Annotated in this window: 26 protein-coding genes; 8 read left to right on the top strand and 18 right to left on the bottom strand. The window is 57.4% G+C overall.

The features are described from left to right. Positions 1-5: 5 nt before the first annotated feature. From LJA86_RS12520 to LJA86_RS12535, 4 genes are all read left to right on the top strand, one after another. Entirely contained in the window at positions 6-1,550 is a 1,545-nt protein-coding gene (locus LJA86_RS12520) for a PTS transporter subunit EIIC (RefSeq protein ID WP_229226237.1), read from the top strand. A gap of 12 nt (positions 1,551-1,562) precedes the next feature. Continuing rightward, positions 1,563-2,930, top strand: a complete 1,368-nt coding sequence (locus LJA86_RS12525) for a 6-phospho-alpha-glucosidase (protein ID WP_045908553.1) — start codon at positions 1,563-1,565, stop codon at positions 2,928-2,930. Positions 2,931-3,020: 90 nt separating this feature from the next. Continuing rightward, positions 3,021-3,866 carry a 3-mercaptopyruvate sulfurtransferase gene (gene sseA, locus LJA86_RS12530; protein WP_045908552.1) on the top strand — a complete coding sequence of 282 codons (846 nt, stop codon included), beginning with the start codon at positions 3,021-3,023 and terminating at the stop codon, positions 3,864-3,866. Further along, entirely contained in the window at positions 3,866-4,636 is a 771-nt protein-coding gene (locus LJA86_RS12535) for a MurR/RpiR family transcriptional regulator (RefSeq protein WP_045908551.1), read from the top strand. Before sseA ends, LJA86_RS12535 begins: the two co-directional genes overlap by 1 nt. A gap of 17 nt (positions 4,637-4,653) precedes the next feature. On the opposite strand, the gene sseB is transcribed toward LJA86_RS12535, so the two are convergent. From sseB to trmJ, 11 genes are all read right to left on the bottom strand, one after another. Further along, positions 4,654-5,430 carry an enhanced serine sensitivity protein SseB gene (gene sseB, locus LJA86_RS12540; protein ID WP_090392991.1) on the bottom strand — a complete coding sequence of 259 codons (777 nt, stop codon included), beginning with the start codon at positions 5,428-5,430 and terminating at the stop codon, positions 4,654-4,656. A gap of 141 nt (positions 5,431-5,571) precedes the next feature. Then, on the bottom strand, positions 5,572-6,858 hold the full coding sequence (gene pepB, locus LJA86_RS12545; protein ID WP_024908644.1) for an aminopeptidase PepB: 1,287 nt from the start codon (positions 6,856-6,858) through the stop codon (positions 5,572-5,574). A 60-nt stretch (positions 6,859-6,918) separates the two neighbouring features. After that, positions 6,919-7,119: a Fe-S cluster assembly protein IscX gene (iscX, locus tag LJA86_RS12550; RefSeq protein WP_003860650.1), complete on the bottom strand. Its 201-nt coding sequence runs from the start codon at positions 7,117-7,119 to the stop codon at positions 6,919-6,921. A 1-nt stretch (position 7,120) separates the two neighbouring features. Next, positions 7,121-7,456 (bottom strand): ISC system 2Fe-2S type ferredoxin, encoded by a 336-nt coding sequence (gene fdx, locus LJA86_RS12555; RefSeq protein WP_003860652.1) that lies wholly within the window; start codon positions 7,454-7,456, stop codon positions 7,121-7,123. 1 nt (position 7,457) lies between these two features. After that, entirely contained in the window at positions 7,458-9,308 is a 1,851-nt protein-coding gene (gene hscA, locus LJA86_RS12560) for a Fe-S protein assembly chaperone HscA (protein ID WP_048226243.1), read from the bottom strand. A gap of 14 nt (positions 9,309-9,322) precedes the next feature. Beyond that, positions 9,323-9,838 (bottom strand): co-chaperone HscB, encoded by a 516-nt coding sequence (gene hscB, locus LJA86_RS12565; RefSeq protein WP_024908642.1) that lies wholly within the window; start codon positions 9,836-9,838, stop codon positions 9,323-9,325. A gap of 80 nt (positions 9,839-9,918) precedes the next feature. Beyond that, positions 9,919-10,242, bottom strand: coding sequence for an iron-sulfur cluster assembly protein IscA (gene iscA / locus LJA86_RS12570; protein ID WP_003860659.1), 324 nt, complete (start codon positions 10,240-10,242; stop codon positions 9,919-9,921). Between the two features lie 13 nt (positions 10,243-10,255). After that, positions 10,256-10,642 carry a Fe-S cluster assembly scaffold IscU gene (gene iscU, locus LJA86_RS12575; RefSeq protein ID WP_003860661.1) on the bottom strand — a complete coding sequence of 129 codons (387 nt, stop codon included), beginning with the start codon at positions 10,640-10,642 and terminating at the stop codon, positions 10,256-10,258. A gap of 24 nt (positions 10,643-10,666) precedes the next feature. After that, the gene (gene iscS, locus LJA86_RS12580) at positions 10,667-11,881 is read right to left on the bottom strand and encodes a cysteine desulfurase (RefSeq protein ID WP_008502157.1); all 1,215 of its coding nucleotides are present in this window, start codon (positions 11,879-11,881) and stop codon (positions 10,667-10,669) included. Positions 11,882-12,000: 119 nt separating this feature from the next. Continuing rightward, the gene (iscR, locus tag LJA86_RS12585) at positions 12,001-12,492 is read right to left on the bottom strand and encodes a Fe-S cluster assembly transcriptional regulator IscR (RefSeq protein ID WP_045399615.1); all 492 of its coding nucleotides are present in this window, start codon (positions 12,490-12,492) and stop codon (positions 12,001-12,003) included. 231 nt (positions 12,493-12,723) lie between these two features. Further along, positions 12,724-13,449, bottom strand: a complete 726-nt coding sequence (gene trmJ / locus LJA86_RS12590; protein ID WP_008502159.1) for a tRNA (cytosine(32)/uridine(32)-2'-O)-methyltransferase TrmJ — start codon at positions 13,447-13,449, stop codon at positions 12,724-12,726. Positions 13,450-13,580: 131 nt separating this feature from the next. On the opposite strand from trmJ, the gene suhB reads away from it, so the two are divergent. Further along, on the top strand, positions 13,581-14,384 hold the full coding sequence (suhB, locus tag LJA86_RS12595) for an inositol-1-monophosphatase (RefSeq protein ID WP_003860668.1): 804 nt from the start codon (positions 13,581-13,583) through the stop codon (positions 14,382-14,384). A 59-nt stretch (positions 14,385-14,443) separates the two neighbouring features. On the opposite strand, the gene LJA86_RS12600 is transcribed toward suhB, so the two are convergent. Next, positions 14,444-15,424, bottom strand: a complete 981-nt coding sequence (locus LJA86_RS12600; protein ID WP_229226238.1) for a nickel/cobalt transporter — start codon at positions 15,422-15,424, stop codon at positions 14,444-14,446. After that, the gene (locus tag LJA86_RS12605; protein WP_048029583.1) at positions 15,415-16,053 is read right to left on the bottom strand and encodes a DUF1007 family protein; all 639 of its coding nucleotides are present in this window, start codon (positions 16,051-16,053) and stop codon (positions 15,415-15,417) included. The genes LJA86_RS12600 and LJA86_RS12605 overlap by 10 nt, the downstream gene beginning before the upstream one ends. Before the next feature lie 125 nt (positions 16,054-16,178). Between LJA86_RS12605 and csiE the strand changes: the two genes are divergently transcribed. Continuing rightward, complete coding sequence (csiE, locus tag LJA86_RS12610) at positions 16,179-17,456, top strand: stationary phase inducible protein CsiE (RefSeq protein ID WP_045908545.1); 1,278 nt, start codon at positions 16,179-16,181, stop codon at positions 17,454-17,456. Here csiE and LJA86_RS12615 read toward each other — a convergent pair whose 3' ends face one another. Further along, the gene (locus tag LJA86_RS12615) at positions 17,457-18,596 is read right to left on the bottom strand and encodes a 3-phenylpropionate MFS transporter (RefSeq protein ID WP_229226239.1); all 1,140 of its coding nucleotides are present in this window, start codon (positions 18,594-18,596) and stop codon (positions 17,457-17,459) included. A gap of 173 nt (positions 18,597-18,769) precedes the next feature. On the opposite strand from LJA86_RS12615, the gene LJA86_RS12620 reads away from it, so the two are divergent. After that, positions 18,770-19,192, top strand: coding sequence for a DoxX family protein (locus LJA86_RS12620; protein ID WP_008502164.1), 423 nt, complete (start codon positions 18,770-18,772; stop codon positions 19,190-19,192). A gap of 54 nt (positions 19,193-19,246) precedes the next feature. Here the strand turns inward: LJA86_RS12620 and glyA are convergent, their stop codons facing one another. Continuing rightward, positions 19,247-20,500, bottom strand: a complete 1,254-nt coding sequence (gene glyA / locus LJA86_RS12625; protein ID WP_008502165.1) for a serine hydroxymethyltransferase — start codon at positions 20,498-20,500, stop codon at positions 19,247-19,249. A gap of 304 nt (positions 20,501-20,804) precedes the next feature. On the opposite strand from glyA, the gene hmpA reads away from it, so the two are divergent. After that, positions 20,805-21,995: an NO-inducible flavohemoprotein gene (gene hmpA, locus LJA86_RS12630; protein ID WP_196365178.1), complete on the top strand. Its 1,191-nt coding sequence runs from the start codon at positions 20,805-20,807 to the stop codon at positions 21,993-21,995. Between the two features lie 80 nt (positions 21,996-22,075). Here hmpA and glnB read toward each other — a convergent pair whose 3' ends face one another. The 3 genes from glnB to qseG all read right to left on the bottom strand — a co-directional run bounded on the left by glnB (position 22,076) and on the right by qseG (position 24,556). Further along, complete coding sequence (gene glnB, locus LJA86_RS12635) at positions 22,076-22,414, bottom strand: nitrogen regulatory protein P-II (RefSeq protein ID WP_003860685.1); 339 nt, start codon at positions 22,412-22,414, stop codon at positions 22,076-22,078. Positions 22,415-22,494: 80 nt separating this feature from the next. Next, entirely contained in the window at positions 22,495-23,832 is a 1,338-nt protein-coding gene (glrR, locus tag LJA86_RS12640; protein ID WP_045908542.1) for a two-component system response regulator GlrR, read from the bottom strand. Next, complete coding sequence (gene qseG, locus LJA86_RS12645) at positions 23,819-24,556, bottom strand: two-component system QseEF-associated lipoprotein QseG (RefSeq protein ID WP_048029581.1); 738 nt, start codon at positions 24,554-24,556, stop codon at positions 23,819-23,821. Before qseG ends, glrR begins: the two co-directional genes overlap by 14 nt.

A 24,556-nucleotide genomic window follows, 5' to 3' on the forward strand; every position in this document is an offset into this window, starting at 1 on the left:
AAGCCATGAAACGAGCCGTGAATGCCCTACAAAATTTCGGAAAATCATTGTACGGACCGGTGCTTATCTTACCGATCGTCGGTCTGTTTATCGCCTTTGGTAACGTGCTGGGTAACGGTAATCTCGCTGAATACCTGCCCTTTCTTGGCCATCCGCTGATTCAGCATCTTGGTCAGCTTATCGCGAAATCGGCCGTGTCGGTGCTGGTGAACCTGGCACTGGTGTTTGCCGTTGGTATTCCGATTGGTCTGGCGACGCGCGATAAAGGCTATGCCGCGTTGATTGGCCTGGTCACCTTTGTCGTATTCATCAACGCCATGAACGTCACGCTGCAGCTGCAGGGCGCGCTGGCGCCTGCAGCCGAAATGAAGGCGGCCGGGCAGACCATGGTGCTGGGCGTCCAGGTGCTGGAGATGGGCGTTTTCGCCGGGATCCTGACCGGAGCGCTCTCCGGATATCTGTACAACAAATACTCCGGCGTACAGTTTAACGGCGCGATGGCGATTTACTCCGGCCACTGTTTTGTCGCCATTGTAATGCTTCCAGTCTCCATGCTGCTCGGCGTGGTGATGAGCGAACTGTGGCCGTTTGCCCAGCACGGCATTAGCGCCCTGGCGCTGGCCATCAAAGGCTCCGGACCGTTTGGCGTGGCCATCTACGGCTTCCTGGAACGCATTCTGGTCCCCACTGGCCTGCACCATCTGGTCTATACCCCGTTCCTCTATACCGAACTCGGGGGCACGCAGGAGGTCTGCGGCACGGTGTATCAGGGCGCGCGCAACATCTACTTCGCTGAGATGGCCTGCCCGGACGTGAAGCAGCTCAGCAGCACCGTGGTGTGGGACGCCCGCGGCATCAGCAAGATGTTTGGCCTGCCCGCCGCGGCGCTGGCGATGTATATGACCGCCAGGCCAGAGCGTAAAGCGGCGGCGAAAGCGATTCTGATCCCGGCGGCGCTGACCTCGCTGCTGGTCGGCGTCACCGAGCCGATTGAATTCTCCTTCCTGTTCGTCGCCCCGCTGCTGTTCGTGGTGCATGCGGTGCTGACCGGCATCGGCATGATGCTGTTCTCCCTGCTGGGCGTTCACGCCATCGGCGCCAACGGGATTATCGACTTCATCCTCTACAACCTGCCGCTCGGCACGGCCAAGTCCAACTGGCCGATGTACATCCTGGTCGGACTGATCATGTTCGCTCTCTACTTCGTGGTGTTCCGCTTTCTGATCCTGCGCTTCAACATGAAAACGCCGGGTCGTGAAGATGAGGACCAGGAGACGCGCCTCTACAGCAAGCAGGAGTACCAGGCGAAGGGCAATAACGACGGTCTGGGCGAGTCCATCGTGGTGGGGCTGGGCGGCCGGGAAAATATTGAAGTGGTGGACAACTGCTACACCCGCTTACGCGTCACGGTAAAGGACGTCGCCATTATCGACGAGCCGCGTCTGAAGGCGACCGGCGCGAAAGGGATTATCAAACAAGGTAACAACGTTCAGGTGGTCTACGGGCTGCATGTCAAAAAAATGCGAGAAGCCGTTGAGACGTTTCTCTGAAAGGAGCTAAAGATGTTTACACCCCCATTCATTCTGTCGATTGCCGGCGGCGGCAGCACCTACACGCCGGGCATTGTGAAAAGCCTGATGGTGCGCCTGCAGGATTTCCCGCTGGCCGAAATTCGCCTGTACGATATCGACGAGGCGCGTCAGAACACCATTGCGCCGGTCGTCGAGAAGGTCATTCGCGACCACAGTCAGCATATCAAATTTACCGTCACCAGCGACCCGGAAGTGGCCTTCAGCGGCGCCCATTTCGTCTTTGCCCAGATGCGCGTCGGTCAGTATAAGATGCGCGAGCAGGATGAGAAGATCCCGCTGCGTCACGGCGTGGTGGGTCAGGAAACGTGCGGACCCGGTGGCCTGGCGTACGGACTGCGCACGATCCTACCGATGGTGGAGCTTATCGATCTGGTGGATCGCTACGCGCATGAAAAAGCCTGGATCGTGAACTACTCCAACCCGGCGGCGATCGTCGCGGAGGGCGTGCGCCGTCTGCGGCCAAATGCGCGGGTGCTGAACATCTGCGATATGCCGGTGGCCGCCATGCGCAATATGGGGGCGATTCTGGGTGTCGATCGCCGCAAGCTGGAAGTGGACTACTTCGGCCTGAACCACTTCGGCTGGTTTACCCGCGTGCTGGTGGACGGCGAAGACAAGCTCCCGGCGCTGCGTAAGCATATCGCTAAGTTTGGCCTGCTGACGGAAGATGCGGCTAAAACCGATCCGCAGCATTCTGACCCCTCCTGGGTGAAAACCTGGCGCAACATCAAGCCGATCATGGACAATTTCCCCGAGTATCTGCCGAACCCGTATCTGCAGTATTACCTGATGCCGAACCAGATTGTGGCGCACCAGAACCCGGACTATACCCGCGCGAATGAAGTGATGGACGGGCGCGAGAAAAAGCTGTTCGCCGCCGCCGAAGAATATCAACGCACCGGAATTTTACCGGATGCCTTCCACGTGGGCGTCCACGGCGAGTTTATCGTCGATGTGGCCTGCTCGCTGGCCTTTAACCTGCGAAGCCGCCATCTGGTGATGGTGGAAAACCGCGGGGCGATTACCAACCTACCGTACGATGCGGTGGTGGAAGTTCCCGCTTATATCACCTCCGAGGGCCCAGAACCGATCCGTATTGGTCAGGTGCCGCTGTTCCATCAGACGCTTTTGCAACAGCAGCTCGCATCTGAACAGCTGCTGGTGGAGGCGACTATCGAAGGCAGCTATGAGAAAGCCTTGCAGGCGTTTACCCTCAACCGCACCGTGCCGACCATGGAACATGCAAAAGCCATTCTGGATGAGATGATTGAGGCCAACCGCGACTACTGGCCAGCGCTGCAAAAAGCCTGGCAGGACGGTGAACCGGTGAAAAAATAGGGGCTTGCTCGCGAGTTGAACGTGGTTTGCTTGTCGGTGTCAGAAAAAACACCGACAATCCTTTTTTACGGAAAAGAATGGAGGCAAACCATGTCCACCTCATATTTTGTCGCTGCCGACTGGCTGATTGAGCACGGCGACGATCCGGAAGTTCAGATTATCGACGCGCGTATGGCCCCTCCGGGACAAGAGCATCGTGACGTGCCCGGTGAATACCGTGCCGGGCATCTGCCGGGTGCGGTATTTTTTGATATTGAAGCCCTCTCCGATCACACCTCTCCCCTGCCGCACATGCTGCCGCGCCCGGAAGCGTTTTCCGTGGCGATGCGCGAGCTGGGCATCAGCAAAGACAAACACCTCGTTGTCTATGATGAAGGTAACCTCTTCTCCGCGCCGCGCGCGTGGTGGATGCTGAAAAACTTCGGCGTGGAAAAAGTCTCGATTCTTGCCGGCGGGCTGGCGGGCTGGAAGCGCGACGAGCTGCCGCTTCAGCAGGGTGACGTCACGCTGCCGGAAGGTGAATTCGACGCGACCTTTGACACCCACGTGGTAAAACGCCTGACCGACGTGCTGGTCGTGAGCCATGAAAAAACGGCGCAAATCGTCGATGCCCGCCCTGCTCCTCGCTTCAAGGCCGAAGCGGATGAACCGCGTCCGGGGCTGAAGCGCGGACATATTCCGGGCGCGCTGAACGTGCCGTGGGGCGATCTGGTATTTGAGGGCGAGCTGAAAACTACCGACGAACTGCGCGCCATTTTTGACCGGGCAGGGGTTGATTTACATCGTCCAGTGATTGCCAGCTGCGGTTCCGGCGTAACGGCCTGCGTGGTCATTCTGGCGCTCGCCACGCTCGGCGTAAGCGACGTCACGCTCTACGACGGCGCCTGGAGCGAATGGGGTGCGCGAGACGATCTGCCTGTCGAACCCGCGAAATAATGGATAACCGCCTGGCCACGCTGTTAACGCGCGGAGCGTCATTGACCCGCGCGGAGTATCGCGTCCTCGCCCACCTCACGGAGCATCCGCTGCTGGTGGGCAATATTACGGTTCGCGAGCTGGCACAGGCGACATTCGTTTCTACCGCCACCATTATGCGGCTGTGCCAGAAGCTGGGGTTCAGCGGCTTTAGCGAGTTTATCTGGCACTGCAAGCAGTTGCTCACCGACACGCCGCACATTGCCGTTCAGGGGCAATCGCCCCCTGAGCTCCCGGCGCTGTTTAATCAGTTTATCGCCAACTATCAGCACACCTTTCAGTGGGTCACCCAGGACAAACGCCAGCAGTTTGCTAACCTGCTGCGCCAGAAAGAGAGTTTCTTTCTCTACGGAGCCGGGTTCTCTTATCTGTTTGCGGAGTACCTGACCAAGAAGCTGCAGGTGCTGGGCAAAACGGCGTTTATCTCCGGACCGGGCGACAGCCGGAACATTTTTCTCAGCAATGCCGCCCGCTATCAGGTGTTTATTGCCGTCTCGCGCAGCGGCGAAACGGAGCAGGTGCTGGATAAAGCGCGGATAGCCAAAAACGTCGGCATGACCATCGTCGCGTTTACCCGCGCCTCGGCCAACACGCTGGCGGAGATGGCCGACGTTCACTTTGCGCTCTATGACGAAGCGGTGCACTACGCCGCCGAAGCCGCAGGGGTGACGTCGTTTGAGTCGAATCTGGTGCTGCTGATGGATTTACTGCTGCTGGAAGCAACGGGGTGACATTCACCCCGCAGAAATCAGATGATGCGGTTGGTTTTGAGATCGCGCAGGAACCCGCCCCAGCGACGCTCATAGAACGGCGTGATGTGCTCGGTAATAAAGTGGCTGATGCCCTTCTCACCGTTTTTCACCTGACAGATATCAATTGGTTCATCGCCCGGTAGCGTGTCGGTCGCCACGCTGCCCGCCGCCTGAACGATCTCGTCGAAATCGCCATCGGCTTCAATACCGATCAACAGCACCGGCTTTTCGTCCGCGCGCTCTTTGATGGAGCAGAGAAACGCGCGCCTGACGGGCTTGAGCGTTTTGAACAACGTCGTCAGAGAATCAATCATCTGCGTGGGCGGCTCGGCCACTTCAGACAGCAGCAGCGTTTCGCCCCCTTCCAGCACTTCCTGCGTGCTGAGCGGGTTGCCCTCTTCGCCAATCAGGTGGCTGATTTCACGCGGCGTAAACTCTTTCCCGGTCGGCAACTTGGCGTTGAGGAACAGCGTCTGGCCGAGCGTCATTTCAAACAGGGTACGCACCGGCATCACCACGAACGCCTGTTCGTCTTCAACCGCTTCCTGCAGCGCTTCCAGCGAGGTGAAGAACGGGATCACCGACGTGCCGTCGTCTTTCTCCCAGTGCAGCAGATCCAGCGCGCTGTCTTCCACGACCTGCTCACCTTCCGCGGCGGTACCTGGTACCCAGACGGTGGACTCCAGCAGCGTGCGGAAAAATGCCGGACGGTGGGCGGGCTCGGTCGCCGCCTGTTCCAGCAGAGTCTCTAATTCGTTTTTGGTATCTGACATAGTTTGGCTACTTCAAAAAACGCCGGGTGGCGCTTCGCTTACCCGGCCTACAAAACCGTAGGTCCGTGCAAGCGCAGCGCCGCCGGGCAATATGATGACTCCGAAGGCGCGCGTAAGCGTAGCGCCACCCGGCTAAAAAGATTACTCAGCCGTCAGCAGGTTCGCTACGGTACGCACGCCCAGACCGGTCGCGCCCGCGGACCACTGCTCAACCGCCGCTTTGCGGTACGTTGCGGAGCAGTCAATGTGCAACCAGCCTTCATGGTAGTTCTCAACAAAGTGAGACAGGAAGCCTGCTGCGGTGCTTGCCCCCGCCGGGTACGCCGCGCTGGCGGTATTGTTCAGTTCGGCAAAGTTGGACGGCAGCTGGCTACGGTGGAACTCGGCCAGCGGCAGACGCCAGAACGGTTCGTTTTCCGCCGCAGCGCTGGCCAGCAGGCGTGCGGCCAGCTTGTCGTCAAAGCTGAACAGCGCGTGGTAGTCGTTACCCAGCGCGGTTTTCGCCGCACCGGTCAGAGTCGCCATGTCGATGATCAGCTCAGGCTTCTGGGCAGACGCGTCGATCAGGCCATCGGCCAGCACCAGACGGCCTTCGGCGTCAGTGTTCATCACCTCAACGTTTTTGCCGTTACGGTAGCGAATGATGTCGCCCAGCTTGAAGGCGTTACCGCTGACCATGTTGTCCGCGCAGCACAGGTACAGCTTCACGCGCTTTTTCAGACCGCGGGTGATGGCAAACGCCAGCGCACCGGTGATGGTGGCCGCGCCGCCCATGTCGGACTTCATGGAGTCCATGAACGCGCTCTGCTTCAGGCTGTAGCCGCCGGTGTCGAAGGTGATACCTTTACCTACCAGGCAGGCAAAGACAGGGGCGTCTTTATCGCCGGTTGGGTTGTAGTCCAGCGCCAGCAGCACCGGTGGACGCTCAGAACCACGGCCCACGGTGTGGATACCCATGTAGTTCTGCTCGCGCAGGTCTTCACCCTTGGTGATGCGGTAGGACATCTTGTCGCCCGCCACGCCGCACAGCAGGTCAACGGCGCGCTGCGCCAGCTGCTCAGGGCCTAACTCTTCCGCCGGAGCGTTAATGGTGTCGCGTACCCAGTCGATGATTTGCAGTCGGCTTTCCAGCTCTTTCTGACCGGCTTCGTCGAGGTTCGCCCACTCAATTTTGCGGGTGCCTTTCGGCCCTTTGTAACCCGCCCAGAACGCCCAGCTGCGGTCGGTGTCCCAGCCTTCGCCTTCCAGCGAGACATGCTTAATGCCCAGACCGTCAATTTTACGCGCGGCGCGCTGGATCAGGCCCAAATCATCGTTGCCCGTCAGGTGCAGGGTAATACCGTCGTTGTTGATGCTGTAGCTGGCTTTCTCGCCCCAGCGTGCGTCAGCGGGCTGCGTAGAGAGCGTAATCTTCATCGCTTCGGTCATTTTATTTTTCCTTATTAGCAACTAGCAAACGGGCCGCCTGAAGGCAGCCCGTTTTGTTATTTATTCTGCTTCATCTAACCAGACTAACAGAATCGCCTCCAGAATTTTTTCATTGGATGCGTTTGGATCGTCGTCGAAATCTTCCAGATCGCAGATCCACTGATGCATATCGGTGAATCGTACGGTCTTCGGATCGAGATCCGGGTTCGCGTCGTAGAGCGCTTCGCCGATTTCACGGCTGTCTGTCCACTTCAGTCCCATATTAATGCTCGCGTGCGTGGTTGATGGTGTAGCGTGGGAACTCCACGACCAGATCTTCATCGGTCACCGCAGCCTGGCAGCTTAAGCGGCTGTCTGGCTCCAGACCCCATGCTTTATCCAGCATGTCGTCTTCGTCTTCGGTGCTCTCGGCGAGAGAGTCAAAACCTTCACGCACGATGCAGTGGCAGGTGGTGCAGGCACAGGATTTTTCACAGGCGTGTTCCACTTCGATACCTGCACGCAGGGCAACATCGAGAATGGTTTCACCGGTCTTCGCTTCCAGTACAGCGCCATCCGGACAGAGGTCCGCATGAGGCAAAATTACAATCTTTGGCATATTAAACCTCGTCCACGGACTGGCCTTTCAGCGCGACGCGGACAGATTTGTCCATGCGGCGAGCAGCAAAGTCCTGGGTTTGTTTATCAACGTTTTTAATGGCTTCTTCTATTGCGTCAGCGTCATTACCTTCGGCCACGGCGCTTAAGCGCGCGGCGGCTTCGTCAATCACCTGGCGCTCAGCGGCGCTTAACAGCGCGGCATCGGCAGCGAGCGCGCCGTTCAGGCTCTCCAGCACGCGTGCGGCTTCCACTTTCTGTTCCGCCAGCATACGCGCCTTCACATCCTGCTCGGCGTAGCTCATTGAGTCCTGAATCATGGAGGCGATTTCGCCATCGGTCAGGCCGTAGGACGGCTTCACCTGGATGGACGATTCCACGCCGGTGGATTTTTCCATCGCCGTGACGCTCAGCAGGCCGTCGGCATCCACCTGGAAGGTGACGCGAATATGCGCCCCGCCCGCAGGCAGCGCCGGGATACCGCGCAGCGCAAAGCGCGCCAGAGAACGGCAGTCCTGCACCAGCTCGCGTTCGCCCTGCATCACGTGGATGGACATCGCGGTCTGGCCGTCTTTAAAGGTGGTGAACTCCTGCGCGCGCGCCACCGGAATGGTGGTGTTACGCGGGATCACTTTCTCCACCAGGCCGCCCATGGTTTCTAAGCCCAGCGACAGCGGGATGACGTCCAGCAGCAGCATTTCGCTGTCCGGCTTGTTGCCAACCAGAATATCGGCCTGGATTGCGGCACCTACGGCAACCACTTTGTCCGGGTCGATGGAGGTCAGCGGCGTGCGGCCAAAGAATTCGCCCACGCGCTCGCGCACCAGCGGCACGCGGGTCGAACCGCCCACCATGACCACTTCCAGCACCTCGTTCGCCTCAACGCCCGCATCTTTCAATGCGCGACGGCAGGCCAGCAGGGTGCGTTTCACCAGTGGGGCAATCAGATCGCTGAACTGATCGCGCGTGATATCACCCTGCCAGCCCGCAACATTGACGGTAACCGTCTGCGCATCGCTCAGGGCGATTTTGGCGTCGATGGCCGCATCCAGCAGTTCACGCTGTACGCGCGCATCGCTGCGATCGCTGATGCCCGCCTGCTCGCGGATGTAGTCCGCCAGCAGATGGTCGAAGTCATCACCGCCCAGCGCGGAATCCCCGCCGGTCGCCAGCACTTCAAACACCCCGCGGCTCAGGCGCAGGATAGAGATATCAAACGTCCCGCCGCCGAGATCGTAAACCGCGATCACCCCTTCCTGACCGGAATCGAGGCCGTAGGCAATCGCCGCCGCCGTCGGTTCGTTCAGCAGACGCAGCACATGCAGGCCCGCCAGACGCGCGGCGTCTTTGGTGCCCTGACGCTGTGCATCGTCAAAGTAGGCCGGAACGGTAATCACCACGCCGTCCAGATCGCCACCGAGCGTTGCCGTAGCGCGCTCAGCCAGCGCTTTGAGGATGTCAGCAGAAACACGAATCGGGTTCAGCAGACCGGCCGCGGTCGCAATCATCGGCAGGCCGTTTTCACTTGCCTGCAGCTGATACGGCAGATGCGGGTAGCGGGTCTGAATATCGGCCAGCGAGCGGCCCATCATGCGCTTGACGGAGCTGATGGTATTCGCCGGATCGCGCGCGGCATTAGCGCGGGCGTCATAGCCTACCGCGTGACCCTGCTGCTGGTAGTGGACCACGGAAGGCAGCAGATGGCGCCCCTGCTCGTCAGCCAGCGTTTCCGCCTGGCCGCTGCGCACGGTCGCCACGAGGGAATTGGTGGTGCCCAGGTCAATACCCACCGCCAGACGACGCTGGTGCGGTGCGGCACTTAAGCCAGGCTCACTAATTTGTAATAAGGCCATAATTGCTTCCGAAATTAAAAATCGAGCAGCTTTTCTTCGAGTTGTTCAGCACTGCTTCGCAGTTTATCGAGAAAACGGAGTTTGCGCACAGTATCTGCCGCCACGTCCCAGGTCTCGTTGTTCAGTTGCTCCACCATCTGCTGATGGCGGGTATCGAACATGCCCTTCACGCGCGTAATAAAGCTTTCCAGACGCGCTTCGTCTTTGGCCTGTTCAATCTCATCGAGCTCTTCGCGAAGCTCCAGCTGCTCCATCAGAAACGCCGTGTCACGCACGGTATGCTGTTCGCTCGCCAGATCAAAACCGTGGAGCGAGAGCAGATATTCAGCGCGCGCCAGCGGATGGCGCAGCGTCTGCCAGGCCTGGTTGATGGTGGCAGAGTGGGAAACCGCAGCCAGCTGCTCTGCCTGAGTACCGCTCGCGAATTTGTCCGGATGGTACTGACGCTGCAGATCCTGAAAACGGATCGTCAACGCCTGGAGATCAATCGGGTATTGAGCGGGTAGTCCGAAGAGAGTGAAGTAATCCATAACAATCTCAGGGGTAGCCTGTTAAAACAAACCCCACGCGTAGCGGGTAACGCCACGGTGGGGTTTCGGATGACGCGCGGTTAAACGTGGAAGCTTTCGCCGCAACCACACTCGTCTTTGACGTTCGGGTTCGTGAATTTGAACCCTTCGTTCAGGCCTTCTTTAACGAAGTCCAGCTGAGTGCCGTTGAGGAATTGCAGGCTTTTGCCATCGACCACCACCTTCACGCCCTTGTCTTCAAACACGGTGTCGTCAGACGCCGGTTCGTCAACAAACTCCAGTACGTAAGCCATACCAGAACAGCCGGAGGTACGTACGCCCAGTCGCAGGCCAAAGCCTTTACCACGGTTCGCCAGAAAAGAGCTTACTCGCGCGGCAGCGCTGTCGCTAAGGGTAATCGACATACTCAAACCTCAATTATTTTGCTTCACGTTTGCTTTTGTAATCCGCAATGGCGGCTTTGATCGCGTCTTCTGCCAGAATTGAGCAGTGAATTTTCACCGGTGGCAGTTCGAGTTCTTCAGCAATATCCGTGTTCTTGATTGCCTGTGCTTCGTCCAGAGACTTGCCCTTCACCCATTCGGTGACCAGGGAGCTGGACGCAATTGCAGAACCGCAGCCGTAGGTCTTGAAGCGCGCGTCTTCAATGATACCTTCATTGTTGACTTTAATCTGCAACTTCATCACGTCGCCGCACGCTGGCGCACCGACCATGCCGCTACCAACAGATTCGTCGCTGTTGTCAAAAGAGCCAACGTTGCGTGGGTTTTCGTAATGATCGATGACTTTTTCGCTGTATGCCATGATTGAATTCTCCTTATGTACCGATTAGTGATGTGACCATTCAATGCTGTTCAGATCCACGCCCTGCTTGAACATTTCCCACAGTGGAGAAAGGTCGCGCAGACGGCCAATGGAGTTGCGAACCAGCTTGATGGTGTAGTCAATCTCTTCTTCGGTAGTGAAACGACCTAAAGAGAAACGGATAGAGCTATGTGCCAGCTCGTCAGTCATGCCCAGCGCACGCAGCACGTAGGATGGCTCAAGGCTTGCAGACGTACAGGCAGAACCGGAAGAAACCGCCAGGTCTTTGAGCGCCATGATCAGCGACTCGCCTTCAACATAGTTGAAGCTGACGTTGAGGATGTTCGGAGCACCCTGCTCAAGATCGCCGTTCAGATACACTTCTTCCATATCTTTCACGCCGTCCCACAGACGGTTACGCAGCGTGCGCAGGCGTGCCATCTCGGTTTCCATCTCTTCTTTTGCAATGCGGTAGGCTTCGCCCATGCCCACGATCTGGTGAACAGGCAGCGTACCGGAACGCATGCCGCGCTCGTGACCGCCACCGTGCATCTGCGCTTCGATGCGGATACGTGGTTTACGACGAACGTACAGCGCGCCAATCCCTTTCGGGCCGTAGATCTTGTGGCCGGAGAAGGACATCAGGTCCACTTTCAGCTGGCTCAGGTCGATAGGCAGTTTGCCCACGCTCTGGGTCGCGTCAACGTGGTAGATGATACCGCGCGCGCGGCACATTTCGCCGATGGTCGCGATGTCTTGTACCACGCCGATTTCGTTGTTGACGTGCATGATGGAGACCAGAATGGTGTCATCACGCATGGCCGCTTCGAGCTCTTTCAGATCGATAATGCCGTTGCTCTGTGGCGCCAGGTAGGTGACTTCATAGCCTTCACGCTCCAGCTGACGGCAAGTGTCCAGCACGGCTTTGTGTTCGGTTTTGCTGGTGATGATGTGCTTGCCTTTTTTCTGATAAAAGTTGGCTGCACCTTTGATCGCCAGGTTGTCGGATTCGGTCGCACCGGAGGTGAAAACAATCTCACGCGGGTCGGCACCCACCAGGTCAGCAATCTGATTACGGGCGATATCGACCGCCTCTTCAGCATGCCAGCCAAAACGGTGTGAACGGGAAGCTGGGTTACCAAAGTTTCCGTCCAGGGTCAGACACTGCATCATTTTCTCGGCAACACGCGGGTCCACCGGCGTGGTTGCGGAGTAGTCGAGATAAATCGGTAATTTCATTGCTCTATAAACTCCGTACATCGCTTCAATGCAAGGAATCAGGCAACCGGCTGGATGTACGACCGAGTACACGGGGCGAGTCTTCGCCCCGGCCTGATTCTGAAATACTTATCGTTTTATTACGCGCGTAATTTGACGTCGATAGCGTCCTGCGCGCGGGTGCTGCGTTGGGAATCATGGCCGTGCTGACGGCCCGATACGTCCAGAACTTCCTGGTTATTCACCAGCTCACCGAGGGTGATATTGTTCAGGAAGCCGGTCAGACGGTCGCTCAGATCGCGCCACAGCGCGTGGGTCAGGCACTTATCGCCGCCCTGGCAGCCGCCTTTACCCTGGCAACGGGTCGCGTCAACGGATTCGTCAACTGCGCTGATCACTTCGCCAACTGCAATACTGCCCGCGTCTTTACCCAGCAAATAACCGCCGCCTGGGCCACGAACGCTGGAAACCAGTCCATTTTTACGCAGTCTGGAGAACAGCTGTTCCAGATAAGAGAGGGAGATCCCTTGTCGTTCAGAAATATCAGCCAACGGAACCGGGCCCGCTTCGGAGTTGAGCGCAACGTCCAGCATCGCGGTCACGGCATAACGCCCTTTAGATGTCAGTCTCATGTCTTACTTAACCTCAAACTCGCCCCTGCCCGGGGTTTTTTATTGTAAAATGGGGTATTGCATAGCAGGGCCAAGTCTGACATTCCTGACTAAAATGGTCAACTATTTACTTGACTGTTTTAGTCAGGTATTTAACCTTCTGTGCCGTTTTTTGTCGGGTGACGCTTCGCGTACCCGACCGACGGTTTTGTAGGCCGGGTAAGCGAAGCGCCACCCGGCGAACAGACGACACTACTCTTTATTCTTCTGCTCAATCGACGCCAGGATCCCGCGCAGGATGTTCAGCTCCTGGCTTTCCGGACGCGCGCGGGTGAACAGACGGCGCAGCTTATTCATCACCTGACCCGGGTGGCCTTCGCGGATAAAGCCGGTCGAGAGCAGCGTCTGCTCCAGGTGACCGTAGAAACGCTCAAGGTCGTCCACCAGCGGGTAAGCCGTCTCTTCTTTAGGCTCAACCTCTTTTTCCTGCGTTGCCAGCCACGCCATACGCACTTCATAGGCGATAACCTGCACCGCCATCGCCAGGTTCAGCGAGCTGTACTCCGGGTTTGCCGCAATCGCGACGTGATAATGACACTTCTGCAGTTCATCGTTGGTCAGGCCAACGCGTTCGCGGCCAAACACCAGCGCAACCGGTGCCTGTTCTGCTTCCGAGACACTTTTCAGGCCGCATTCACGCGGATCGAGCATTGGCCACGGCAGCGTGCGCGAACGCGCGCTGGTACCGACAACGAGGCTGCAGCCAGCCAGCGCTTCGTCAAGGGTATCGACGATCTGGGCATTGCCGATCACGTCGCTGGCCCCGGCCGCCAGCGCAATAGCCTGCGAGTCAGGTTTCACCAGCGGGTTAACCAGCCACAGGTTCGTTAAGCCCATGGTTTTCATAGCGCGGGCAACGGAGCCCATGTTGCCGGTATGCGATGTTTCGACCAGCACAATTCGAATGTTTTGCAGCATAATTTTTAATGTCTGAATTCAGTGTCTGAAGAATATTCGGGCATATTATCATAAACGGGAGACATAATCCGATCCCGCTGCTATACTCTGCGCCGATTTTCCTGTTCTTTAACATCCAGTGAGAGAGACCGATGCATCCGATGCTGACCATCGCCGTGCGCGCAGCGCGCAAGGCGGGTAATGTAATTGCCAAACACTACGAAACGCCAGACTCCGTAGAAACCAGCCAGAAAGGCAGCAATGATTTCGTGACAAACGTCGATAAAGCCGCAGAAGCGATTATTATCGAAACGATCCGCAAATCTTACCCACAGCACACCATCATCACCGAAGAAAGCGGTGAACATGAAGGTACCGATCAGGATGTTCAATGGGTTATCGATCCACTGGATGGCACCACCAACTTCGTCAAACGCCTGCCACACTTCTCTGTGTCTATCGCAGTACGCATTAAAGGCCGTACTGAAGTCGCCGTTGTGTACGATCCAATGCGTAACGAACTGTTCACCGCGACCCGCGGTCAGGGCGCGCAGCTGAACGGCTACCGTCTGCGCTGCAGCAACGCACGCGATCTGGACGGCACCATCCTGGCGACCGGTTTCCCGTTCAAGGCGAAACAGCACGCGACCACCTATATGAATATCCTGGGCAAACTGTTCACCGAATGCGCGGACTTCCGTCGCACCGGTTCTGCTGCGCTGGATCTGGCCTACGTGGCAACCGGCCGCGTTGACGGTTACTTCGAACTCTCACTGAAGCCATGGGATTTTGCTGCGGGCGAGCTGATCGCGCGTGAAGCAGGCGCCATTGTTTGCGACTTCACCGGCGGCCATAACTATATGTCTACCGGCAACATCGTTGCGGGTAACCCACGCGTTGTTAAAGCCATGCTGGCCAACATGCGTGATGAACTGAGCGATGCGCTGAAGCGTTAATCCAGTTTGTTAAGCCCGGTGGCGCTACGCTTACCGGGCCTACAAAATCCCTCAGTACGCTAGAAAGGCCGTAATCCCCTTCCCACCGGTACCGCACTCATCCACATCGTCACCGCCGCCGCCAGCAGAATCACTCCACCCGCCAGCGCAAGCGTGGTCCACCCTATCTGTCGCCACAGCACCGGCGTTTTATTGCCGCTGAGTTTGACCGCCAGCTGACGGAAGCTGTGTACCAGCAGCGCTAAAGACGAAATGGTGAGAGAGGTTCCAGCCGCCATCGCCAGCGCGGACAGCATGCCCCAGCCGAACACGCCGATGACCTTACTGAACAGCAGCACCATGATGGCACCCGAGCACGGGCGCATGCCCATCGAGAGAACAATCATCAACCGCGCGCGCCAGTCGTCGCCGTTCTGTAATTGTTCCTGCGTGGGCAAATGTTGATGTCCGCAGCCGCAGTGTTCATCATGAACGTGGTGCGGCGTAAAGGCTTTGAATGTCGGTTTTTGCAATAGCACGCGCAGCTTTTTCAGCGCCCGCCAGCACAGGATCAGCCCCAGCACGCCCACCAGCGCGTAGCTCCCTTTCTCCAGCCAGAAGCTGCTCATATGCAGCTGGCGCGCCGGAAGCTGCAAAAGTGAAAGCACAACAACGACCAGCGCAATCGCCACGCCGCCCTGCAGCAGCGAGGAGGCCAGCGTCAGGCCGATGCTCGATTTCAGCTTTGACGGATGGGTGGCGAGCCAGGTCGTAATCACGATTTTGCCGTGCCCCGGCCCCAGCGCGTGCAGAACGCCATAGACAAAACTGAACGCCAGCAGGGATCCGCCCGCTTTGGTCGGGTTCTCCGCCACCGCCTTCAGCAGTCCGCTCATCTGCAGGTTGACCTCACGCTGCCAGATAATGCTTTTCATCATGACCTGCGGCCAGGCGTGCCACAGCCACAGCGCGCCGCAAACCGCTAACAGCAAAAAGAGCGCCAGCGGCCAGAGATGCAGCCAGCGGCGAGGTTTCCGAACCGGAGAGGAGATCACTGACATTGTAACGTCACCTCCTGTGCGAACTGTTTACCCAATTCCATATCCTCGGGTGGGGCATCGTCCTTGTCGAGTGAGACCGCAAAGTTCAGCATCTCTTCGCTGGGCTTCGGGGTATGAACGCCAATTTTGCAGCTTTTTTGCAGCGCGTCCGGCAGTCGTACGTCACTGTCTTTGTCATAGCGCATATCAACATAGTAGGTGGGATCAAAAGTGGAAAACGTGTACGTTTGCCCGGCCAGCGGCTGAGGATGCGCCAGCGGAAGCACGAACGTCAGCACCGCCTGGTGCCCTTCACGCGTCATCCCGTATTCCGTTGGTCGGTTCAGAAATTTGACCTTTTGGCCGTTATGCCAGAACTCGGTGAAGTAGTGCTGGCCGAGCACGTTGGCCATTACTTCCGCTGCCAGCTTTTTCCAGATCTCGTCGCCGGGCTTCGCGTTTCCCGCGTCATAGAGCAGGTCAGCCGAGGTGATTTCATCCATCGTCCAGCGCATTTTCAGGCCGCTCAATTGCGTGCCGTCGGTGACCAGCTCGGTTTTAAGGTCAATAAAGCTGTGAGGGTGTGCGCTGGCAGTTAAGCTGATAACCGCCAAAAATAACGCTATCGCACATTGTTTAACTGTTTGCATCAATTCCTCACGTCAAAAATTCTGTGATGTTCCCCAGCAATCCTGAATGAAAGGCCTGCCGGCGCGCTTTTCAGCGCTCATCCTTTAGCTATTCTTATCAAACATTCACACTGGATACCCGACAGATGATGACGACGCTTGAAATTCCATCTGTGCTTTCCAGTTCGCAGCGCCGCTGCCAGGTGCTTTTGATGCTTTACCTGCCCGATGCTGCCGTCACCGCACAGAGCATAATCGCTGCCAACGGCGTGGACGACGCGATGGCACGGCAAGATATAGCCGAGACGCGCGATGAAATCCAGCGCTATCACCGGCTGGATATCGTTACGCACCACGACGGCTGCTACCGGATTGAAGGCACAGCCCTGAATCAGCGTTTATGCCTGCTGCACTGGCTGCGTCGGGCGCTACGGCTTTGCCCGCAGTTCGTCTCGCACCAGTTTACCCCCGCATTAAAAACCGCGCTTAAACAACACGGCATCGCGCGCCCGCTTTACGACGATGCGAACCTGCGGGCGCTGATCGGCTTCTGCTCACGCAAGCTCCAGCGCCAGTTTGAATGCCGCGACGTCCAGTTTTTACAGCTCTATCTGCAATACTGCCTTATTCAGCACCAGCTCGGGAATACGCCGCAGTTTTCCCACGTTCAGCGCAGCTGGACCCAGTCGAGAGGGGAGTATTTTACGGCACAGGAGATCGTGCGCCACTGGAGACGGCGCGTCCCGCAGGGTGCCCACGGGGATGAACAGCTGTTTCTGGCGCTGCTGTTTATGATGCTCCGCACCCCCGATCCGGTGCTTGATAAGCACCAGCAGGATCAGCGTCTGCGCCGGGCCATCGTGCGCATGGTGGCCCGCTTTCGTTCGCAGACCGGGATGAACTTCAGCGATGAACAAGGTCTGACCGATCAGCTGTATATCCATCTGGCTCAGGCGCTGGACCGTTCGCTGTTTGAGATCGGCATCGACAATAGCCTGCCGGAGGAGATCCACCGCCTTTATCCCCGACTGTTACGCACGACGAAAGAGGCGCTGTTTGAGCTGGAGGCGGAATTTGGGCTACGTTTTTCCGATGAAGAGATGAGCCTCGTGGCGGTGATTTTTGGGGCCTGGCTGATGCAGGAGACTGACCTGCATGAAAAACAGGTGATCCTGCTGACGGGAGAAGACAAAGCCAGTGAGGAGCAGATCGAACAGCAGCTTCGCGAGCTGACGCTGCTGCCGCTCAACATTCGTTATCTGACGCTGCAGGCTTTCCAGAAAGAGGGAGCGCCGCGCGAAGCTGCGCTAGTTATCACCCCCTACCCGACTGCCCTGCCGCTGTTCTCGCCGCCGCTGATCCATGCCGTTGAGACATTGAACGCGCAGCAGCAAGAACATATTCGCGCCATGCTGGAATCGTAGTTACGCGCGTGCGGCCACTTTAGGGCGAACAACGATGGCGGGCAAGGCGACCAGCGCCATCACCCAGAAGACGCCGTGCCCCAGGTGCTGATAGAGGAACCCCGCAAACACCGTCATGATCGCGATACTGCCCCCCATTGCCACTGCCGAATAGACGGCCTGCAGGCGAATCACGTCCCCGCCCTCGCGCGCAGCGATATAGCGCATGGCCGCCAGATGGCACACGGTAAAGGTGCCGCAGTGAAGAATTTGCGCCACAATCAGCCACGGCAGATTGGTCGTCCAGCCCATAATCCCCCAGCGCGCCACGCCGCACACGGCGGAAAGCAGCAGCAGGTCACGCGCGCCAAAGCGGCGGAACAGTTTTTTGCTCAGGGCAAAGATAATGACTTCGGCCACCACGCCCAGCGACCACAGATAGCCCACGGCGGAAGCGGAATATCCTGCGCCTTGCCAGTAGATGGCGCTGAAACCATAGTACGCCGCATGTGCCCCCTGAAGGAGGCACACGCATGCCAGAAAACGCCAGCTCTGTGCGACCAGGCTCCGCCATGCGGGCCAGCCAGCGCTCTCCTGATGGCGGCTTTCCCCTTGCGGCATCACCGATGGTCGCAGCAGCATGCCCAGCAGCATCGAGGCAATACCGATGCTCAACAGGGCAAGAATGGCGCGGTAATCGTACAGGCTGACCAGTTTGCCCACCAGCGCCGAGCCAATCACAAAAGCGATAGAGCCCCACAGGCGCACGCCACCGTAGTCCATGGTGATCTGCTTTTGCCAGGTGTTCGCCAGGGCATCCGTCAGCGGCACCAGCGGTGAGAAGAACAGGTTAAAGCCAACCATCACCACCATCAGCCAGGCAAACTGGTGGCTGACCCAGAAGCAGGCCACAAAGACCAGGGTCAACAGAGCAAGAATACGCACGGCCTTAATCAGTAAGGAGGGATCGCTGACGCGCGGGGCGATCAGCAGGCTGCCGAGGAAACGCGCCACCAGCCCGGCCCCCAGCAGGACGCCGATGGTCTCGGGCGTCAGGCCGATACCCTTAAGCCAGACGCTCCAGAAAGGCAGAAAAATGCCGTAGCTAAAGAAATAGGTGAAATAACTGAGCGCCAGCCAGCGCGTGGAATGCAAGACCATGAATCCCTCCCGAAATCGAGGCCATAGTCTGGCGAGAATATAAAAATTAAGCAAGTAGATAGCCTGCTATAAATTAACGAAAAATTAACATCTTGTGCAATCGTCTGGCTTATGGCAGGGAATGAAAATATGTATTACGTTTAAATTACTCCACTTGCAGAGGTTTTTCTGCCATGAACTCACTACGTTATCTTGATTTCGGCCAGTCACGTCACCTGCTGCTGCTCATTGGCCGCATCGCGCTTGTCGTGCTGTTTATTATCTTTGGTTATCCAAAACTGACGGGGTTTAGCGGCACCGTACAATACATGACCTCGCTGGGCACGCCGATGCCCATGCTGGCGGCCATTATTGCGGTAGTCATGGAAGTGCCTGCCGCTATTCTGATCGTACTGGGGTTTTTCACCCGTCCTCTCGCGGTACTGTTTGTGTTCTACACTCTCGGAACGGCGGTGATTGGGCATCATTACTGGGATATGACCGGTGATGCGGTCGTACCGAACATGATTAACTTCTACAAGAACGTCAGTATTGCTGGCGCCTTTATTTTGCTGGCGATTGTGGGGCCAGGCGCCATCTCCCTGGACCGGCGTTAAGCCATAAAAAAAGGCCGCATGCGCGGCCTTTTTTATTTCTGCAAAGCAGAGGAATTATGCGTAAACCGGGAAGCGTGCGCAGATATCCAGAACTTTACCTTTGACGCGCTCGATAACCGCTTCGTCATTGATGTTGTCCAGAACGTCACACATCCAGCCAGCCAGTTCTTTCACTTCTGCTTCTTTGAAACCGCGGCGAGTCACGGCCGGAGAACCGATACGGATACCGGACGTCACGAACGGGCTCTTCGGATCGTTTGGCACGCTGTTTTTGTTCACGGTGATGTTGGCGCGGCCCAGGGCTGCGTCAGCTTCTTTACCGGTCAGGTTCTTATCAACCAGATCCAGCAGGAACAGGTGGTTTTCAGTCCCGCCGGATACCACTTTGTAGCCACGGTTCAGGAACACTTCCACCATCGCTTTGGCGTTCTTAGCAACCTGCTGCTGGTAAACCTTGAACTCTGGCTCCATCGCTTCTTTCAGCGCGACCGCTTTTGCCGCGATAACGTGCATCAGTGGGCCGCCCTGCGCGCTTGGGAACACCGCGGAGTTCAGTTTTTTGTACAGCTCTTCGTCACCGCCTTTCGCCAGGATCAGGCCACCGCGTGGACCCGCCAGGGTTTTGTGGGTGGTGGTGGTCACAACGTGAGCGTGTGGAACCGGGTTCGGGTAAACGCCTGCAGCGATCAGACCCGCAACGTGCGCCATGTCAACGAACAGGTAAGCACCGATGCTGTCTGCGATTTCGCGCATTTTTGCCCAGTCAACGATACCGGAGTAAGCAGAGAAGCCACCGATGATCATCTTCGGTTTGTGCTCTTTAGCCTGCTTCGCCATGTCTTCGTAGTCAATTTTACCGGACTCATCAATACCGTAAGGGATGATGTTGTACAGTTTGCCGGAGAAGTTAACCGGGGAGCCGTGAGTCAGGTGGCCGCCCTGCGCCAGGTTCATACCCAGAACGGTATCGCCCGGCTGCAGCAGCGCGGTGTAGACCGCGAAGTTAGCCTGAGAGCCAGAGTGCGGCTGGACGTTTGCATAGTCAGCGCCAAAAAGTTCTTTCGCACGATCGATAGCCAGCTGCTCAACGATATCAACGTACTCGCAACCGCCGTAATAGCGTTTGCCCGGGTAACCTTCAGCGTATTTGTTGGTCAGCTGAGAACCCTGCGCCTGCATAACGCGCGGGCTGGTGTAGTTTTCGGAGGCGATCAGTTCGATGTGCTCTTCCTGACGTACTTTTTCCTGCTCCATAGCCTGCCACAGTTCGGCATCATAATCGGCAATGTTCATTTCACGCTTTAACATCCGCATCTCCTGACTCAGCTAACAAGTAAATTTTGGCCTGAAAAGGCAGTCCTGTTGGACGACGGGCAACAGTATAACTGATTAGTTCTGTGATAACAGGTCTTGACAAACGATTTTACGCAAACGTTTTCCTACCCGCCACGCAAGGGTTTGAGGAATAAAGCTCTCGCCCTTTCCAGCGGATTTCTTTTCAGGTTTGTGATGCATATTTTTCATCTTGCAAAGAACCATTTACAACGCAGGGGTATTTTTTATAAGATGCATTTAAAATACATCATTAAAGTAACATCAAAAGGACGCGCTCATGCTCGACGCTCAAACCATCGCTACCGTAAAAGCCACCATTCCCCTGCTGGTGCAAACCGGCCCTAAACTCACCGCCCATTTCTACGATCGCATGTTCACGCACAACCCGGAGCTCAAAGAGATTTTCAACATGAGCAACCAGCGTAACGGCGATCAACGTGAAGCGCTGTTCAACGCCATCGCGGCGTACGCCAGCAATATTGAAAACCTGCCAGCGTTGCTGCCTGCGGTGGAAAAAATCGCGCAGAAACATACCAGCTTCCAGATCAAACCCGAGCAGTACGACATCGTGGGTGGTCACCTGCTGGCAACGCTGGACGAGATGTTCAGCCCGGGCCAGGAGGTGCTGGACGCGTGGGGTAAAGCCTACGGAGTGCTGGCAAACGTGTTTATCAACCGTGAAGCGCAGATCTACAGCGAAAACGCCAGTAAGAACGGCGGCTGGGAAGGCACGCGCGCGTTCCGCATCGTTGAGAAAACGCCGCGCAGTGCGTTAATCACCAGCTTCGAGTTTGAGCCGGTGGACGGTCAACCGGTGGCCGATTACCAGCCAGGGCAGTATCTGGGCGTGTGGCTGAAGCCTGAAGGTTTCCCGCATCAGGAGATACGTCAGTATTCTCTTACCAGCAAGCCAAACGGTAAAGGCTACCGCATTGCGGTGAAGCGTGAGGACGGCGGTCAGGTTTCCAGCTGGCTGCACAACGAAGCGAACGTGGGCGACGTGGTCCATCTGGCCGCGCCAGCGGGCGACTTCTTTATGGCCGTTGAAGCCCATACGCCGGTCACGCTGATCTCTGCGGGCGTCGGCCAGACGCCGATGTTGGCGATGCTTGATACGCTGGCAAAATCACACCACGGTGCACAGGTTAACTGGTTCCATGCCGCCGAAAACGGCGACGTGCACGCTTTTGCGGATGAGGTGAAAACGCTCGGGGCCTCCCTGCCGCGTTTCACCGCGCACACCTGGTATCGCCTGCCGACGGAAGCAGACCGCGCAGCCGCACGGTTTGACAGCGAAGGTCTGATGAATTTAAGCCAGATGGAAGGGGCGTTTAGCGCGCCGGACATGCAGTTCTACGTCTGTGGACCGGTGGCATTTATGCAGTATGCCGCGCAGCAGCTGGTGGGGCTGGGTGTGAACAAAGACAGCATTCATTACGAGTGCTTCGGCCCGCATAAGGTGCTGTAATCGCCCGGCGGCGCTTCGCTTGCGCGGGCCTACGAAGAGTTTTGTAGGCCGGGTAAGCGCAGCGCCACCCGGCAAGAACGTTAAATTGCGGCGTCGTCTTCTTCGCCGGTACGGATACGGATCACGCGCGCCACGTCAAAGACGAAGATTTTACCGTCGCCAATTTTGCCGGTTTGCGCCGTGCGGATAATGGTGTCCACACAGGTGTCCACGATATCATCGCTGACCACGATTTCAATTTTCACTTTCGGCAGAAAGTCGACCATGTATTCTGCGCCACGGTAAAGCTCGGTGTGACCTTTCTGACGACCAAAACCTTTCACTTCCGTCACGGTCATCCCGGTGATGCCGACTTCCGCCAGCGCTTCACGCACATCATCCAGTTTGAAAGGTTTAATAATCGCATCAATCTTTTTCATGGTGGGTCCTTAAACTCTTGCCTGTAAGCTGCCTCGTAATCGATTGCTCACAGTACCATATTCAGGCGAATTTTGCGGTACTACTCTTTAAAATCGTTCGCTTCCAGCTCGTGACGCGAGAGCAGCTTGTAAAACTCGGTGCGGTTGCGCCCGGCCATCCGCGCCGCGTGGGTCACGTTGCCTTTGGTGATCTGCAGCAGCTTACGCAGATAGTTCAGCTCAAACTGGTTACGCGCTTCGGCAAACGTCGGCAGCGCCGTGTTTTCCCCTTCCAGCGCCTGCTCCACCAGCGCGTCGCTGATGACCGGTGAGGAGGTCAGCGCCACGCACTGCTCAATCACGTTCACCAGCTGACGCACGTTACCCGGCCAGCTTGCGGCCATCAGCCGCTTCATCGCATCGGTGGAAAACGCGCGCACGAACGGTTTATGACGATCGGCCGCCTGGCGCAAAAGATGGTTCGCCAGTAGCGGGATGTCTTCCGCACGTTCGGCCAGCGCCGGGATCTTCAGGTTGACCACGTTCAGACGGTAGTAGAGATCTTCGCGGAACTCGTTGCGGGCCATCACTTTTGGCAGATCGCGGTGGGTAGCGGAGATAATTCGCACGTTAATATCGATATCGCGGTTGCTGCCCAGCGGGCGCACTTTGCGCTCCTGCAGCACGCGCAGCAGCTTGACCTGCAGCGGCGCGGGCATGTCGCCAATCTCGTCCAGGAACAGCGTGCCGCCTTCCGCCGCCTGGAACAGCCCTTCACGGCTGCTTACCGCGCCGGTGAATGCGCCGCGGGCATGACCAAACAGTTCAGATTCAAGCAGCTGCTCCGGGAGCGCGCCGCAGTTAATCGCAATAAAGGCGTTCTTGCTGCGCGGGCTGGCGTTATGAATCGCCTGCGCGAGGATCTCTTTCCCGGTTCCGCTCTGGCCGTTGATGAGCACGCTGACGTCAGACTGCGCCACCATCCTCGCCTGTTCCAGCAGGCGCAGCATCACGGGGCTGCGGGTGACGATAGGCTCCCGCCACGCTTCATCCCCCGCCGGAGCGGCATGTTCCAGTGCGCTGTCGATAGCCTTATACAGCGCATCTTTGTCCACCGGCTTGGTCAGGAAGCTGAATACCCCCTGCTGCGTCGCGGCAACCGCATCCGGGATCGACCCGTGCGCGGTCAGGATAATCACGGGCATCCCCGGCTGCTGCTTCTGGATCTCCGCAAACAGCTGCAGGCCGTCCATTTCATCCATCCGCAGGTCGCTTATCACCAGATCGATTTTCTCGCGGCTGAGAATTTTCAGCCCCTCCAGCCCGCTTTCCGCGGTCACGACGCTGTAACCTTCACTCACCAGACGCATCCCCAGCAGCTTTAACAGACCGGGATCGTCATCCACCAGTAAGAGATGGGCTGGTTTACGGCTCGTCATGCTTCACATCCTCTTGTTTCGGCGTATCGCTGTCCGGCGCAGCGGATGAACTCCCCGGCTGATATTTACGCGACGAGAGCTGTCTTTCGATATCGGTCAGGTTCTCCAGCTTACGCGTCGTGGTATCCAGCTGCGTACGTAAATGTTGCTGCTGTTGGCGCAGTGTATCAAGCTCGCTATCGGTTGACTGTTGCAGCTTGCTGTAGCGGGAGCGCTCTTCAGAAAGCTGAAGCTGTAGCGTCTGTCCCTCACGCCAGAGCTGGTATACCGGGCGGATCTGTACCGGAAGATTGACCACAAACGTGTCCAGTCGGGTCACGTTGGCGCGGCGTTCAACGGGAGTGATTTTCGCATCCGCCAGCAAAATCCCACGCTTGAACGCGTCCTGCCAGGTATCATCATCCAACATCGCCGCTTTCGCGCGGGCGTCAACCGGCGCCAGACGCTGGGCGCAGTCTATCCCGCGCAGCCAGAACAGCGGGTTACTTTCGACGTCATGCCCCGACAGGTTCCAGATGTCGTCACAGCGGGTTGAGAGGAAATCGGCCAGCTGGTTATCGGGCCATTTATCTTCTTGTTTATCGCTAATCGCACTTTGCGGCACATGGGAAACACACCCAGCCAGAAATAAACTGGGCAGGCTCAGGCGAAGCGTGCTGCGGGAAAACACCGCGCGTACGGCGCGGGAAAAGACGTGTGACATACTCACCAGACATAGATTCAT

This window comes from Enterobacter sp. TCD1-1 (assembly GCF_020567405.1).
Taxonomy (GTDB): domain Bacteria; phylum Pseudomonadota; class Gammaproteobacteria; order Enterobacterales; family Enterobacteriaceae; genus Enterobacter; species Enterobacter quasiroggenkampii.